The 12,596-nt window shown below is 52.8% G+C and carries 12 protein-coding genes; 8 read left to right on the top strand and 4 right to left on the bottom strand.

The window, feature by feature from the left end; genetic code table 11:
- Positions 1-36 precede the first annotated feature (36 nt).
- Entirely contained in the window at positions 37-636 is a 600-nt protein-coding gene (locus tag FPL14_RS18495; RefSeq protein ID WP_182299167.1) for a zinc ribbon domain-containing protein, read from the top strand.
- 66 nt (positions 637-702) lie between these two features.
- Here the strand turns inward: FPL14_RS18495 and FPL14_RS18500 are convergent, their stop codons facing one another.
- On the bottom strand, positions 703-1,578 hold the full coding sequence (locus FPL14_RS18500; RefSeq protein WP_229263572.1) for an aldose epimerase family protein: 876 nt from the start codon (positions 1,576-1,578) through the stop codon (positions 703-705).
- Positions 1,579-1,876: 298 nt separating this feature from the next.
- Here FPL14_RS18500 and FPL14_RS18505 point away from each other — a divergent pair, with 298 nt between their 5' ends.
- The 4 genes from FPL14_RS18505 (at position 1,877) to FPL14_RS18520 (ending at position 5,383) form a co-directional block, all read left to right on the top strand.
- Positions 1,877-3,010, top strand: coding sequence for a phosphodiester glycosidase family protein (locus tag FPL14_RS18505; RefSeq protein WP_182299168.1), 1,134 nt, complete (start codon positions 1,877-1,879; stop codon positions 3,008-3,010).
- A 126-nt stretch (positions 3,011-3,136) separates the two neighbouring features.
- On the top strand, positions 3,137-4,177 hold the full coding sequence (locus FPL14_RS18510; protein WP_182299169.1) for a LacI family DNA-binding transcriptional regulator: 1,041 nt from the start codon (positions 3,137-3,139) through the stop codon (positions 4,175-4,177).
- Positions 4,178-4,201: 24 nt separating this feature from the next.
- Positions 4,202-4,654 (top strand): VOC family protein, encoded by a 453-nt coding sequence (locus FPL14_RS18515; RefSeq protein WP_182299170.1) that lies wholly within the window; start codon positions 4,202-4,204, stop codon positions 4,652-4,654.
- Positions 4,655-4,681: 27 nt separating this feature from the next.
- A complete protein-coding gene (locus FPL14_RS18520) occupies positions 4,682-5,383 on the top strand; it encodes an SDR family oxidoreductase (protein ID WP_182299171.1) in 702 nt (233 codons plus the stop codon).
- Positions 5,384-5,439: 56 nt separating this feature from the next.
- Here the strand turns inward: FPL14_RS18520 and FPL14_RS18525 are convergent, their stop codons facing one another.
- The 3 genes from FPL14_RS18525 to FPL14_RS18535 all read right to left on the bottom strand — a co-directional run bounded on the left by FPL14_RS18525 (position 5,440) and on the right by FPL14_RS18535 (position 8,190).
- Entirely contained in the window at positions 5,440-6,048 is a 609-nt protein-coding gene (locus tag FPL14_RS18525) for a DUF3298 and DUF4163 domain-containing protein (RefSeq protein WP_182299172.1), read from the bottom strand.
- Between the two features lie 89 nt (positions 6,049-6,137).
- Positions 6,138-7,367 (bottom strand): nitrate/nitrite transporter, encoded by a 1,230-nt coding sequence (locus FPL14_RS18530; protein ID WP_182299173.1) that lies wholly within the window; start codon positions 7,365-7,367, stop codon positions 6,138-6,140.
- Positions 7,368-7,632: 265 nt separating this feature from the next.
- Positions 7,633-8,190, bottom strand: a complete 558-nt coding sequence (locus tag FPL14_RS18535; RefSeq protein ID WP_182299174.1) for an ANTAR domain-containing response regulator — start codon at positions 8,188-8,190, stop codon at positions 7,633-7,635.
- 320 nt (positions 8,191-8,510) lie between these two features.
- Here FPL14_RS18535 and nirB point away from each other — a divergent pair, with 320 nt between their 5' ends.
- The 3 genes from nirB (at position 8,511) to FPL14_RS18550 (ending at position 12,465) form a co-directional block, all read left to right on the top strand.
- On the top strand, positions 8,511-11,003 hold the full coding sequence (gene nirB / locus FPL14_RS18540; protein ID WP_182299175.1) for a nitrite reductase large subunit NirB: 2,493 nt from the start codon (positions 8,511-8,513) through the stop codon (positions 11,001-11,003).
- A 255-nt stretch (positions 11,004-11,258) separates the two neighbouring features.
- Complete coding sequence (gene nirD, locus FPL14_RS18545; protein WP_182299176.1) at positions 11,259-11,597, top strand: nitrite reductase small subunit NirD; 339 nt, start codon at positions 11,259-11,261, stop codon at positions 11,595-11,597.
- Between the two features lie 25 nt (positions 11,598-11,622).
- Positions 11,623-12,465, top strand: a complete 843-nt coding sequence (locus FPL14_RS18550) for a uroporphyrinogen-III synthase (protein WP_182299177.1) — start codon at positions 11,623-11,625, stop codon at positions 12,463-12,465.
- Positions 12,466-12,596 lie beyond the last annotated feature (131 nt).

Consider the following 12,596-nt stretch of genomic DNA (forward strand, 5'->3'; position numbering starts at 1 on the left):
AAAAGGAAACTTTCACAGCTTGGAGGATGCACGGAAATGTATTGCTCGAATTGCGGAGAGAAGCTAATCGCTTCCGCCATCTCTTGTCCTACCTGCGGCTTCGAGGTTAGACCGGTTCCGCCTATGCCGGAAGCGAAGGAGGCGCCGGTATCGAGCGAGGAGCAACGCCCTTCGTTGACTGTCCAGCGCGACTCCTATTCGTATGGATTGTCCAATCAATCCAAGAAATTAATTTTGGTCGCTCTAGGGGCTATCGCTATCGTTTATCTTATATTCAAGTTCGCCGGCGGCGACGGCAGCCAAGCTACCCCGGAGAAGACCGTTAAGGGCTTCATGAACGCGGTTAAACAAGAAGATGCCAAGAAAATGGTAAGCTATATGTCGATCTCGACTTTGGACCTTCCCGAGGGGGACGGTATGGATTCCTTTATCGAAATGCTGGAAAGGCGGTTCGAGGATAGAATTATAAATCTTCGGGATTACGACATTAAGGATGTCGACATCGACGAGCAAACGGCGACGGTCGATTATGAACTGGAATATACGTACGATGACGAGAAGTTTACGGAGGACAATTCCTTCGACCTCGTGAAAATCAAAGGCAAGTGGTTCATTAGCGGAGGCTTAGACTTCTAGATATGAGCGCAAAGCCCTCGAACTCCTTATGGAGGGCGAGGGCTTTCGTCATGAATGCGGCACGTATTAAGCTTCGAGCGCGATATTTAACGTCAAATCCAGCGTATCGCCGGGCGCTACCATCAGCAACTCTTTCTTATCGTTCAATGCTTCGTTCAAGGCTGTCCAAGGCTCTACGCAGACGAACGGTTTGCCGGCTACGGACCACAGCACGACGTATCGGAACTGCTCGCTGTAAGTCAGGCGAACGCTGCGTCCTTGGGCTAACGGAAATCCGATCTCCGGTTTGCCGGCGTCCAGCAGCGCGGCCGATTCTACCATTCCCTCAAGGAACAAGGTTCCGTCGAATGGTTTTTCCTGTTTGTCGTTATAGTCCAGAATCCGGGTGGCATCGGTATCGTAGGTTAAATTCTTGCCTTCCGTGGCGAAATACGGATGGAAGCCGGCCACCATCGGCATCTCCTCGCCGGAGCGGTTCGTATATTGTTGTTCGATCGAGAGCGCGCCGTTCTTCAGGCGATAAGTGAAACGCAGCTCGAATGCGAACGGATACGCGGCCAGCGTCTCCGCATTGCCGTTCAAGACTAACGTAATCGATGCGGATCCTTCCGTCTCCGTAGCGACGACTTCCCATGGAAGAATGCGGGCGACGCCATGATTCTTCATCGCGTAAGTCCGGCCTTTCCATTCATATTGTCCCTTGACGAGTTGTCCCGCAATCGGGAACAGTACGGGAATTCCGCCCCTGATGTTCGCGTCTGGATTCAGGAAGGTGTCGCGGTCTAAATACAACAGCTCGATGCCTTGCAGCCGGCAGCTCGTGACGATGCCTCCGCGTTGCGGGCAAATAACGACGGTCGAATTCGTGCTCTCTTCCTTCAATTCATAGAGAGGGAAGCCGTCGATCGTTTGATTGATTTGATAGGCTGAGTTCGAAGTCAAAAGGTATTCCTCCTGTGTCGTGGCTTGCGTCTTTCCCATTATACCAATATTTGACCAGGTGCCCAACTGAACTTCCACGATCAGAAGAAACGTCCCTTTCGATCTCCCGGGCCGAGAAAGGAGCGTTAAACGTCATTTCCTGGGAAATGCTGTCGGATACGGTCAACGCTTGAAGAAACATTGCAAGGCTGGACACGAGGACGCGTATAAACTATTATGTATGTTTACTTTTGCAACAACTATGTTGTTGCCCTCGTATAAAGGAAGTACGAATCTGATAGAGGGAGAGTGGACGCCAATGCCAGCATTGCCGCCTAGAGCATCGACTACGGCGTCGCGTAAAAATAAAAAGGTCCGCAAGAGGCAGCCGGTGCTGTGGGTATTGTTCAAAATCGTATTCGCGACCGGGTTTACGTTCGCGGTATTGTTCGCCGGGTGGTTCTTCTTGACCCCATCGGGCAATGAATACCGCTTTATGCTAGCGGACTCCTTGATTACGACCCAGCACAGGGAGTGGGCGAAATACATTATCGGGGAGAAAGCATTGCGGGAACGGGTAGCGTCGTACGTCAATCAGTTCGAGGAGATGGGCGAGGAGCGCGATACGCATACGATTCCGGCCGACTCCGCTCAGAACGATCCCGACCCCGCGGAAGCCGAACCGGAGAAGCTCACGTCCATCGAGGAAGTCGATGGCGAAGGATTCCACGGATATCTTCTGTCGGTCAGGGATCCGAAGAAGATCAGGCTCGTCGTTCCGATCAAGAGGGGGCGCGGGGAGAAGGTGTCCAGCATGGTTAAGCGGACGGGCGCCATCGCCGGAGTGAATGCCGGAGGATTCTCCGATCCGAACTGGCGGGGAAATGGATTCAAGCCGATTGGCTTGGTCATTAGCGACGGGAAAATTCTCTATAACGGTTTAGGCAATAAAAATAGCGTGCAGATCGTCGGAATAGACAAGAACGGCAAGATGTTGGCGGGCAAATATTCCATAGACGAGCTTATGGAGCTAGGGATCTCAGAAGCGGTCAGCTTCTCTCCGCGGATAATCGTGAACGGCAAAGGCCTTATTCCTAACCGTGCGCAAGGTTGGGGAATCGCTCCCAGGACGGTAATGGGACAGCGAGAGGACGGTACGATCCTGTTTCTGCTTATCGACGGACGGCAGCCCGGCTACAGCATCGGCGCGACCCTGTACGATGCTCAGGAAATTCTACTCGAGCATGGGGCCGTCATCGCGGCTAATCTGGACGGAGGTTCTTCGACGGTGTTAGTCACGGAGAACGGGGAAATCGTGAACAAACCTTCTTCCTCGTCCGGGGAAAGATATTTGCCGACCGGGTTTCTCGTCTTCGATGATCCGGATGCCGTCGAGGTGCCGAACATATGGGCAGGCTTGAAGCCGTCGGAAATAGACGCGGGCAAATGGTAACGGAATAAGCGGAGCCGGATGGGAGATCCGGTTCCGCTTTTCATTTTCGGCCCAACCGTTGACGCACTGAATTCGATCCATTACGATAGAATCATAAACGCGTGTTTACAGAAAGAAGCTGAGCTTGTGAAGAAGAATGAGATCAATTCCATGGAGATCGCCAAGCTTGCGGGAGTTTCGCGGAGTACCGTCAGTCGGGTCATCAACAACTATTCCAACGTCCCGCCCGAGACGCGCGAAAAGGTGCTGCGGATTATCGAGCAGTATCATTACGTTCCGAACGCCTCGGCGCAAGTGTTGGCCGGCAAAAAAACGCGGACGATCGGCCTGTTCATGATCGAAGCGGGGCACGTCTCCAGCGATGTTCTAACGAACATGCTGATCGCGAGCGTAATCGAGAACGCTTCCTTTCATGGCTATTACGTGCTTACCCGCATTATCCGCGATGCCAAGGACGTCGAGAGCGTCCGGGGCGTTAAAGATATTTTTTACCAGCGGCGCATTGACGGCGGATTGTTCATTGGCGCGGCTAACGACGAACCGTTCATCGAGCAACTGATTGCTGAAGGGTACTCCGTGGCGATCGTGGACCAAGAGAAGCCGGGAAGCGATGAACCGAACCGGATCGTGGCCAACTTCGACAACGAGAGCGGCATGATGCAGGCAGTGGAGTTCTTATCGGGGTTGAATCACAGGCAGATCGGGCTGATCAGCGGCGACATGAGAAGATTTTCCGGTCCCTCTAAGCTAGAAGGGTTCCGCAAGGCGATGGAACGCTACGGAATTCCGATAGAGGGGAAATGGATCATGCCGGGAGGGTTCAGCGAACAATCGGGCTATGACGCGATTCGCGAGTTCATGAGAACGGAAGTCCCGCTTCCGACGGCTATGATCATGGCGAATGACAGCGTCGCTTTCGGCGCGATCCGGGCATTGCGGGAGGCTGGCGTTCGCGTTCCCGAGGACGTCTCGATCATCGGCTTCGACGACCATGCCTTTAGCTCCAGGTTCCAGCCTGCCCTGACGACGCTGAGGGTCGATTTCGGGGAGATGATGCAACGGCTCACGACTTCCCTGATCGACCATATCGAACAGCGATCAAGCGAGTTTATTAAGTTCGCGGCGGATATGCGATTGATCGTTCGGGATTCCTGCATGAAACTATAGATTCGATAAGGGAGACGATCGAGGATGGACAAAAACTTGCTGGGGAATAACGTCATTACGCAAATCGGACTTCTGGTCAACGACATTGAGAAAACCTCGCAGACGTACGCCGATTTTTTCGGAATCGAGAAACCGGAATGGTTCTGGACGGATCCCTTGGAAGCCGCGCAAACGGAATACCGGGGCGAACGTTCCGAAGCGAGGGCGAAGCTCGCCTTCTTCGATATGGGTTCCTTGCAGCTGGAATTGATCGAACCCGATCATCACCCAAGCACATGGCGCGAATCGCTCGATCGGGACGGCGAGGGGTTTCACCACATTGCCTTCGCGGTTAGAGGGATGAAGGAAAAGATCGCGGTATTGGAAGCTAGAGGGATGCCGCTGCTGCAGAAAGGCGAGTATACGGGCGGGCGTTACGCTTATCTCGACACCTTCAAGGATCTAAAAGTATTGGTCGAGCTTCTCGAGAACGATTAACAATCAAATGAGGGGGCTGCATCTGCAATGAACATCCTGGTTACCGGCGCAGGCCGGGGACTTGGTTTTCAATTAACCAAACTCGCGGTACAAAGAGGACATCAAGTCGTGGCATGCGTCCGCGAAGTATCGGATGCTTCGGAGGGATTGCTGGCATTGGCGATCCGGCACCCCGAATCGGTGCGAATCGAAAAAATGAACGTGACGAACGAGAACGAGATCGAATCTCTCGCCGACAAGCTGAAGTCGGAATCGATTAAACTGGACGGAGTCATTAACAATGCGGGAGTGTTGTTAGGCCGCGAACATAAGATCGGCACGCTCCCGTTGCAATTGGTCAGGCTCAGCTTCGAAGTGAATCTCTACGGTCCGATGTACGTGATGAAATATATGTCGCCGCTAATGAAGGATCGATCCGACGCGACCGTCATTAACGTTTCGTCCGAGGCGGGAAGCATCGCCCTGGCCTATGGGGGAGATTACCCTTACGCGATTTCCAAGACGGCGCTGAACATGTTCTCCAAGCAACTGAACGATGAGCTCCGTCCGCGGGGAATTCGGGTGCTGGCCGTTCATCCGGGCTGGATACGTACGGATATGGGAGGCAGCGAAGCTCCGCTGGAAGCATCGGACAGCGCGAACGGGATATTGGATCTATTGGAACGCAAGACGGTCGTCAAAGAGGAACTGTTTTTCGTGGATTATACCGGGCGTTCGATGCCCATTTAACGACGGAAGGCGAGCAGCGGGGAGTGCGTTTTCCCTATTGCTCGCCTTCTATTTCATTAATACATCATGAATCCTAACGGTCCGGCTTCGTCGATAATATCCTGTATCTCGTATACGGAGATCGGGAAGTAAGGGAAGCCCCAAGCGTAGGGGACGATGGCGTATAGCGGGAAGTAAATGACTAACGATTTGTCCGCGATATAGAAATCTTGATCCGGCGCGATTCCGGGATAATCGACGAGCAGAGGGAGCTGCCTGGCTTTGATCTGAGCTTGAATGATCGCGTTCAGGCGCGCCTCATAGTTGCTGCCGGGCTTGAACAACTGTCCAAGCTTGTAGCTGCGGCCCGTGTCGGCATCGAAGGTAAGGGATTTCTGCAACGTATTGCCGTGAGCTCCCCCCGTGAACGCGTAATTCAGAAGAGATAAGCTGAGCACGCCTCTTTGGTTCGTCTTGATCTCGAAGGTGCCGTCCATCTCTTGAATGTCGTTGCTGGGGAAGCCTTGCGCTTTCATCAGCTCTTGAGCGGCCGCGGCAATGGCTTTGTTCATGGCTTCTTGCGCCGCGGACGTCGTGCCTCCGTCCACGTAAGGGACGTTAATCTTAACGTTCTTGGCAGTCGTCCTCCGGATCCGGATCGGAAGCATTAAGGTTTGGCCGTTCATCTTCATTCCCCTTTGCCGATATGGGCTATTGTCATCCCAGTGTATGCAGGGGAATCATTTCCGGTTAACCTAGCAAAGGCAAGGTTATGTTACGCGGACAACTCCGTCGGTTGTACGTTCGCGCGTCCGCCTTCTCCGACCCAAGAGGCTTTCCAGTTTTTCTGAACGGCTAGTATCGTCAGAATACAGACGATAGCGATTCCGCTTAGGATAAGGAAGCCGGTGGAGTAGCTGCCCGTTGCTTGTTTGATATTGCCGAGAATTTTCGGCAGGAAGTAACCGCCCAAACCGCCGGCTGCGCCGACGAATCCGGTAATGAGGCCGATTTCCTTGCGGAAACGTTGCGGAACGAGTTGGAATACAGCGCCGTTGCCCATTCCCAGCATCATCATCATGATGAATAACAGAGTGGTGACAACGGCAAGCGGAGGAAGGGCTGAGATGCTGGCCATGATAATGGCGACGCCGCCGTAGAGCATGAGCAACATCCGGATGCCGCCTAATCGGTCGGCGAGGTATCCGCCTAGCGGCCGGAAGAAGCTGCCCGCGATAACGCAGATCGTCGTGAAGTCGGCTGCGCGTACCGGAGTCAGGTTGTATTGCGTGTTGAAAAATATAGTTAAGTACGTAGCCATTCCGACGAATCCGCCGAACGTTACGCTATATAACAGGCTGAACAACCAAGTGTCGCGTTGCGCCAACAATTTTCCGTAATCTTTAAGGGTTGCGGGAGCGGGTTGATTGGGACTATCTTTGGCTAATAAGGTAAACACGATAAAGGTGATGGAAATCGGGATCAGCGCGAAACCGAAGACGATATGCCAGTCGCCGTAATGGGTAGCGATACGGTTGGCGAACAATGTCGCGAATACGGTGCCGCTATTTCCTGCTCCGGCGATTCCCATCGCTAATCCTTGGTATTGCGGCGGATACCAGCGGCTGGCAAGCGGCAGGGCGGCAGCGAAGCTGGCTCCGGCGACGCCAAGCAGCAGGGCTACGTAATACATGCTGGATAAGCTGTCGGCGAATTGCCACGCCCAGACCAGCGGAATCATCGTGATAAGCATGCCGATCTGGCCGGTTCTCTTCGGGCCGATGCGATCGGTAAGGAATCCAAGGACAAGGCGGAGAATCGAACCTCCTAGAGTCGGAAGGGCGACCAAGTTGGCTTTCTGAGCGGCGGTCATATCGAAATCGTTCATGATGATGACGGCAAGCGGTCCGAGCAATACCCAGATCATGAAGCTTACATCGAAATAAAGAAACGAACTAAACAACGACGGTTTATGTCCTGCTTGCAAAAATCCTTTTCCAGCCATAGCGATCTCTCCTCCAATTATGAAACCGTTTTATTTCTAATTAAGAAAAGCCGGCATAGTCGAACGTTCGACTAGTACCGGCTTCATTGCCCAGTTTACGTACGGCCTTGTACGGTAAACTGCAGTTATCTTTCGTATTCGGGTAGAACTCTCAGGGTAACGGATACGGCCGCATCGCCGAATCCCGCTCCCTCGATCGAGGGTGATATCGCCATTATATGGGTGAGGTGAGAGGTGTGTCAACTAAATTAACATTGGCATTCAATCAACCATGAATGAGCTGGTACACTTTAACGATAGAAGCGGCGACATCGCCCATTCTCTTGCGTTCGTTCATGGCTTGCTTGCGAAGGAAGTCGTAAGCTTCCGATTCGGATATTCCCTTAATCTCGCATAAGATTCCTTTGGCTTGGTCGATCCACTTTCTTTCCTCGATGCGCAGCAATAATTGTTCCTTTTCTTCGAGCCATCTTTTGCGCTCCGCATAGGCGCGGGTTGCCGCCTGCAGCGCCCAGTCGATTTGGTGCCGATCCATGCTCGGGAACAGCAAGCCGTCGAGCGAATAACCCCATTCGGGTTCCTTGGGTACCCGAGGTTCGTTGCATAGCCATAAGATAGGAAGCCGCCTCGTATTGGTGATGGCGATTTGTCTCTCGCTTAGCTTCGAATAAGGAACGTAGAGGATTGCCGCCGAAGCGACCGGCAAAGCCTGACGCAGTTCGGATTCATTGCGTACGTTCGTTAGGTTGCGATAACAATTGTTCAAGGAGACGATCGGGGTGGGATCGAGCTCTGAGTCTTGCCACACTAACGGTTTGTTCATGGTCATTCCTCCCCCATTCCGTCTATTTTTTAGGAACGATCTTATCTGATCTCTAGCTTTACATGTAATATAATATAACATAAGCACTGTTTTGTTGTATATAAATTCATATAGGGTAGCGTGTGACTGTGAGAACGGGATCTTGTGTGAATTATATTGACATAAGATTGCGGCGGACATTATAATCTAACTATAAAATTTAAGAACTTAATTGTAGTGATTAGGCACAACGGCGTGTCTTCACTCTGGCGACGAAGCCTATCCTTTTGGAATCAAAAGGATAGGCTTTTTGTGTCCACACGCTGAAAGGGGAGAAAGACATGAAACAAAAGCTGGTCATGGCAGGGAACGGAATGGCCGGGGTAGCGTTTGTCGAGCAGTTATTGAAGCTGAATCCTCATAAATACGAAATCACGATTATCGGAGCAGAACCTCACCCCAACTATAACCGAATCATGCTTTCGTCCGTGCTTGCGGGAGATTCGGAACTTAAGGACATCGTTCTTAACGATTGGGATTGGTATCGCGACAATCAAATTACGTTGCATACCGGACATACAGTGACGGGGATCGACGCCAAAAAGAAGAATATCAAGACGGATCAAGGGTTGGTCGTCGAATACGACGAACTGGTGCTGGCGACGGGTTCGTTGCCGTTCATGCTTCCTCTTCCCGGCGCGGATAAGGAAGGGGTTATCGCCTTCCGGGATATCAAAGATTGCAATACGATGATCGAGACGAGCAAGAAGCACAAGAAAGCGGTCGTCATCGGCGGAGGTTTGCTCGGTCTTGAGGCCGCTCGAGGTTTGCTCAATCTGAATATGGAAGTAAGCGTCGTTCATATTTTCCAACATCTAATGGAAAGGCAGCTGGACCCAACGGGCTCGAAGATGCTTCAGGAACAGTTGGAGAGCCAGGGGATGAAGTTCCTGCTCGAGAAGCAGTCAGATTCCATTATTGGTAAGAAACGCGTGCAGGGCTTGAAGTTCAAGGATGGCACAGAGGTGGAGGCCGATCTAGTCGTCATGGCGGTCGGGATTAAACCGAACGTACAGTTGGCAAGAGATAGCGGTATTGAAGTGAATCGCGGAATCGTCGTTAACGACTTCATGCAGACAAGCGTGCCGGGTATCTACTCCCTCGGAGAGTGCGCTGAACATCGCGGAATCGTCTATGGCCTCGTTGCTCCGCTATATGAGCAAGGAGCGGTGCTCGCGAAGAAGCTGGCGGGTTCGGAAACGGCGGGGTACGCGGGTTCCGTCCTCTCCACGAAGTTGAAGGTGTCGGGCGTTCAAGTGTTCTCCGCGGGCCGCTTTACGGATGAGCCGGGTACGAAAGCATTGAGAGTACAGGACGATCTTAGCGGGATCTACAAGAAAGTCGTGTTCCAAGACGGAAAAGTCGTAGGAGCCGTGCTGTTCGGCGACACGGCCGAAGGGTCGAAGCTGTTTTCCTTGATCCGCAAAGGGGAAGATTTCACCGGCCGCGAGCGGGAAGTATTGTTCGGAGCCGAAGGAAGCGGCGGAAAAGGCGGCGGCGGCACGGCGGATTTGGTCGAGGCGATGAGCGGCGACGAGATTGTCTGCGGCTGTAACGGCGTAACGAAAGATACGATCGTAGAAGCGATCAAAGAAAAAGGCTGCGTCAGCATCGGAGAAATCAAAGCGTGCACGAAAGCTTCCGGATCTTGCGGCGGCTGTAAGCCCTTAGTCGAAGAAATTCTGGCGTTGACGCTAGGAGCCGACAACGTTCAGAAAGTTCAAGAGGGAATATGCGGGTGTACTTTGCATACTCGGGATGAAATCGTGGAAGCCATTATGAGTATGAAGCTGACGACCTCCAAAGAAGTCATGCACGTACTCGAGTGGAAAAATCCGGAGGGCTGCTCCAAATGCAGGCCGGCATTGAACTATTACTTAGGAATGGTGTTTCCGGAAGAGCATGACGATGAACTGGAAAGCCGTTTCGTGAACGAACGGAATCATGCGAACATTCAGAAAGACGGCACGTTCTCTGTTGTCCCTCGGATCTACGGGGGCGTGACGACGCCGGAGGAATTGCAACGGATCGCGGACGTCGCCAAAAAGTACGACGTACCGCTGGTGAAGATCACGGGCGGTCAGCGCATCGACCTGCTCGGAGTGAAGAAAGACGATCTTCCCCATATGTGGAAAGATCTCGATATGCCATCTGGATACGCCTACGGCAAAGCGTTAAGAACGGTTAAAACCTGCGTAGGCAATACGTTCTGCAGATTCGGGACGCAAGATTCCATAGGCATGGGAATCGCGATGGAGAAAAAGTTCGAACGCCTTAACACGCCTGCGAAGATCAAGCTCGCCGTATCCGGTTGCCCGCGCAACTGCGCGGAATCGACGATCAAGGATCTCGGCGTCGTGGCGATCGACGGCGGTTGGGAAATTTACGTCGGCGGTAACGGCGGAACCCGCGTGCGCGCGGCGGAGCTTCTCGTCAAGGTTAAGACGGAGGATGAAGTGCTGGAGTGGACCGGCGCGTTCCTGCAACATTACCGCGAGACGGCCAACTTCAACGAACGTACGGCGGAGTGGGTGCAGCGCGTCGGCCTTCAGAATGTCAAGGACGCCCTCGCTCTTCAAGCCGACCGCGAAGCGCTTGTCGCCCGAATCGAGAAAACGCTCGGTCTCATGAAAGATCCATGGCAGCAGATCATCGAGAACGAAGACTTGCGCAAAGCTTTCGATTCGTTGACGGCCCGTTCGCCCGACCCTTCCGCCGGCGGCGCCGACAACCGCGCCCAAGGCGCCCTAGTCGAGAAACCTCCTACGGAGTAACACTCGTCAAGGTTTGCCGTTCCTCGCTGAACTACGAGAGCCTGGGTTGACTAGTTATTCAAGTTGACATTGCTCGAAAAGGTGTGGAGGAAAAGGGTAATCATGGAGAGTTTACGTCCGCCTTTAATTCCGAGTTGCCTCAACAATTGAATAGAAAAATAGCAACTTGGAATTAACAGCGGCGGAATGATTACCCTTTTTCGGAATACCTGGATTATGAGCCTAGAGAAAAATTAAATGGGAGTGGGAAGAACCATGGCGAACATCCTAATTGGAAATTTCAAAGACTTCACAGACAGAAGAGCAAGAGTAGTCCATTCCGGTGGAGTCGAATGGGCCGTATTCCTATTATCCGACGGCAGCTTCCGCGCAATCGAGAACAGCTGTCCGCACAAAGCCGGCAAGCTGTCCGAAGGCATCGTGTGCGACCATCACGTATTCTGTCCGTTGCATGATTGGAAAATCAACCTGGACGACGGTCAAGTCCAAGCTCCCGATCATGGCTGCGTAACCACGATCGAGGTTATTCACGACGAAGCTACGGGCAAAGTTTACTTAGCCGACGATAACGCGCGACTGAAACGTTCGTCCTAAGCAAGCTTCCGAAGGGGGAAACGGCATGGGTAAATTATCGGGAAAAAAGATAACCGTAACCGGTCCGCGTTGCGAAGAGGAGTTCACCCGGATGGTCGTCAAGATGGGGGGACAACCTTTTATTTGCCCGGCGCAAGGAAATGTTTATTCCGATGAGGAACGGCTTGGAGAGCAGCTTCGCCTATTGACGTCGAGCAAGGCGGATTGGCTGGTGCTTACGACAGGCATCGGTACCGAAGCGCTGGTCGCGAAAGCGGAATCGCTCGGGATGAAGGAAGAGCTGCTGATCTTCATGTCATCGACGCAAATCGCCGCTCGCGGTTATAAAACGGTAAACGCTCTTCGCCGCTTACGAATCGAACCGACGCTTACGGCGGAAGACGGGACGACGGACGGCTTGTTCCGGCTGTTATCGGATTATCCGCTGCCCGGGGCGACTATAGCTCTGCAATTATATGGCGATCCGTCTCCCAAGATATCTTCCCGCCTGCGGGAAGCGGGGGCGGAATGCATAGAGTTGTTGCCTTATATTCACGTAATGCCGGATGCCGGTCCGATCGACGAACTTATCAATCGCTGTATAACGGGCGATATGGATGCCGTTGTGTTTACAAGCACGGCCCAGGCTCGCTGCGTGTTCCATAGAGCGCGGGATACGAATAAGGAGCGCGGCTTATTGGCGGCGTTCGAGAGCGGCGTGCTCTGCGTTGCCGTCGGTAGAGTCACGGCGGATTCGCTTCATGACGAAGGAGTCATAAGAGTCATGTATCCTGAGGAAGAGAGATTAGGTCCTGCCCTCGTTGGAGCGGGGAAATGGTTTCAAGAGCAGGCGGAGACAATCGGCGTATTGGATTCCATCGCGCAATAAACGGATAATCAAACGGGGCTGTCTCATAAGTAGAGTCGTACAAAATGGTCGATTAAGAAAAAGTGCATGTATCTTCTGGAGACTGCCTCATACGGTCCTGAAATGACCTTATTACGGGTTTACCTATTCAG

The sequence above is a fragment of the Cohnella cholangitidis genome (assembly GCF_014107495.1).
GTDB lineage: Bacteria > Bacillota > Bacilli > Paenibacillales > Paenibacillaceae > Cohnella > Cohnella cholangitidis.

Coding starts and splice junctions, on each gene's coding strand:
- FPL14_RS18495 (WP_182299167.1), top strand. CDS start 37: ATGTATTGCTCGAATTGCGGAGAGAAGCTAATCGCTTCCGCCATCTCT.
- FPL14_RS18505 (WP_182299168.1), top strand. CDS start 1,877: ATGCCAGCATTGCCGCCTAGAGCATCGACTACGGCGTCGCGTAAAAAT.
- FPL14_RS18515 (WP_182299170.1), top strand. CDS start 4,202: ATGGACAAAAACTTGCTGGGGAATAACGTCATTACGCAAATCGGACTT.
- FPL14_RS18520 (WP_182299171.1), top strand. CDS start 4,682: ATGAACATCCTGGTTACCGGCGCAGGCCGGGGACTTGGTTTTCAATTA.
- FPL14_RS18525 (WP_182299172.1), bottom strand. CDS start 6,048: ATGAACGGCCAAACCTTAATGCTTCCGATCCGGATCCGGAGGACGACT.
- FPL14_RS18530 (WP_182299173.1), bottom strand. CDS start 7,367: ATGGCTGGAAAAGGATTTTTGCAAGCAGGACATAAACCGTCGTTGTTT.
- FPL14_RS18535 (WP_182299174.1), bottom strand. CDS start 8,190: ATGAACAAACCGTTAGTGTGGCAAGACTCAGAGCTCGATCCCACCCCG.
- nirB (WP_182299175.1), top strand. CDS start 8,511: ATGAAACAAAAGCTGGTCATGGCAGGGAACGGAATGGCCGGGGTAGCG.
- nirD (WP_182299176.1), top strand. CDS start 11,259: ATGGCGAACATCCTAATTGGAAATTTCAAAGACTTCACAGACAGAAGA.
- FPL14_RS18550 (WP_182299177.1), top strand. CDS start 11,623: ATGGGTAAATTATCGGGAAAAAAGATAACCGTAACCGGTCCGCGTTGC.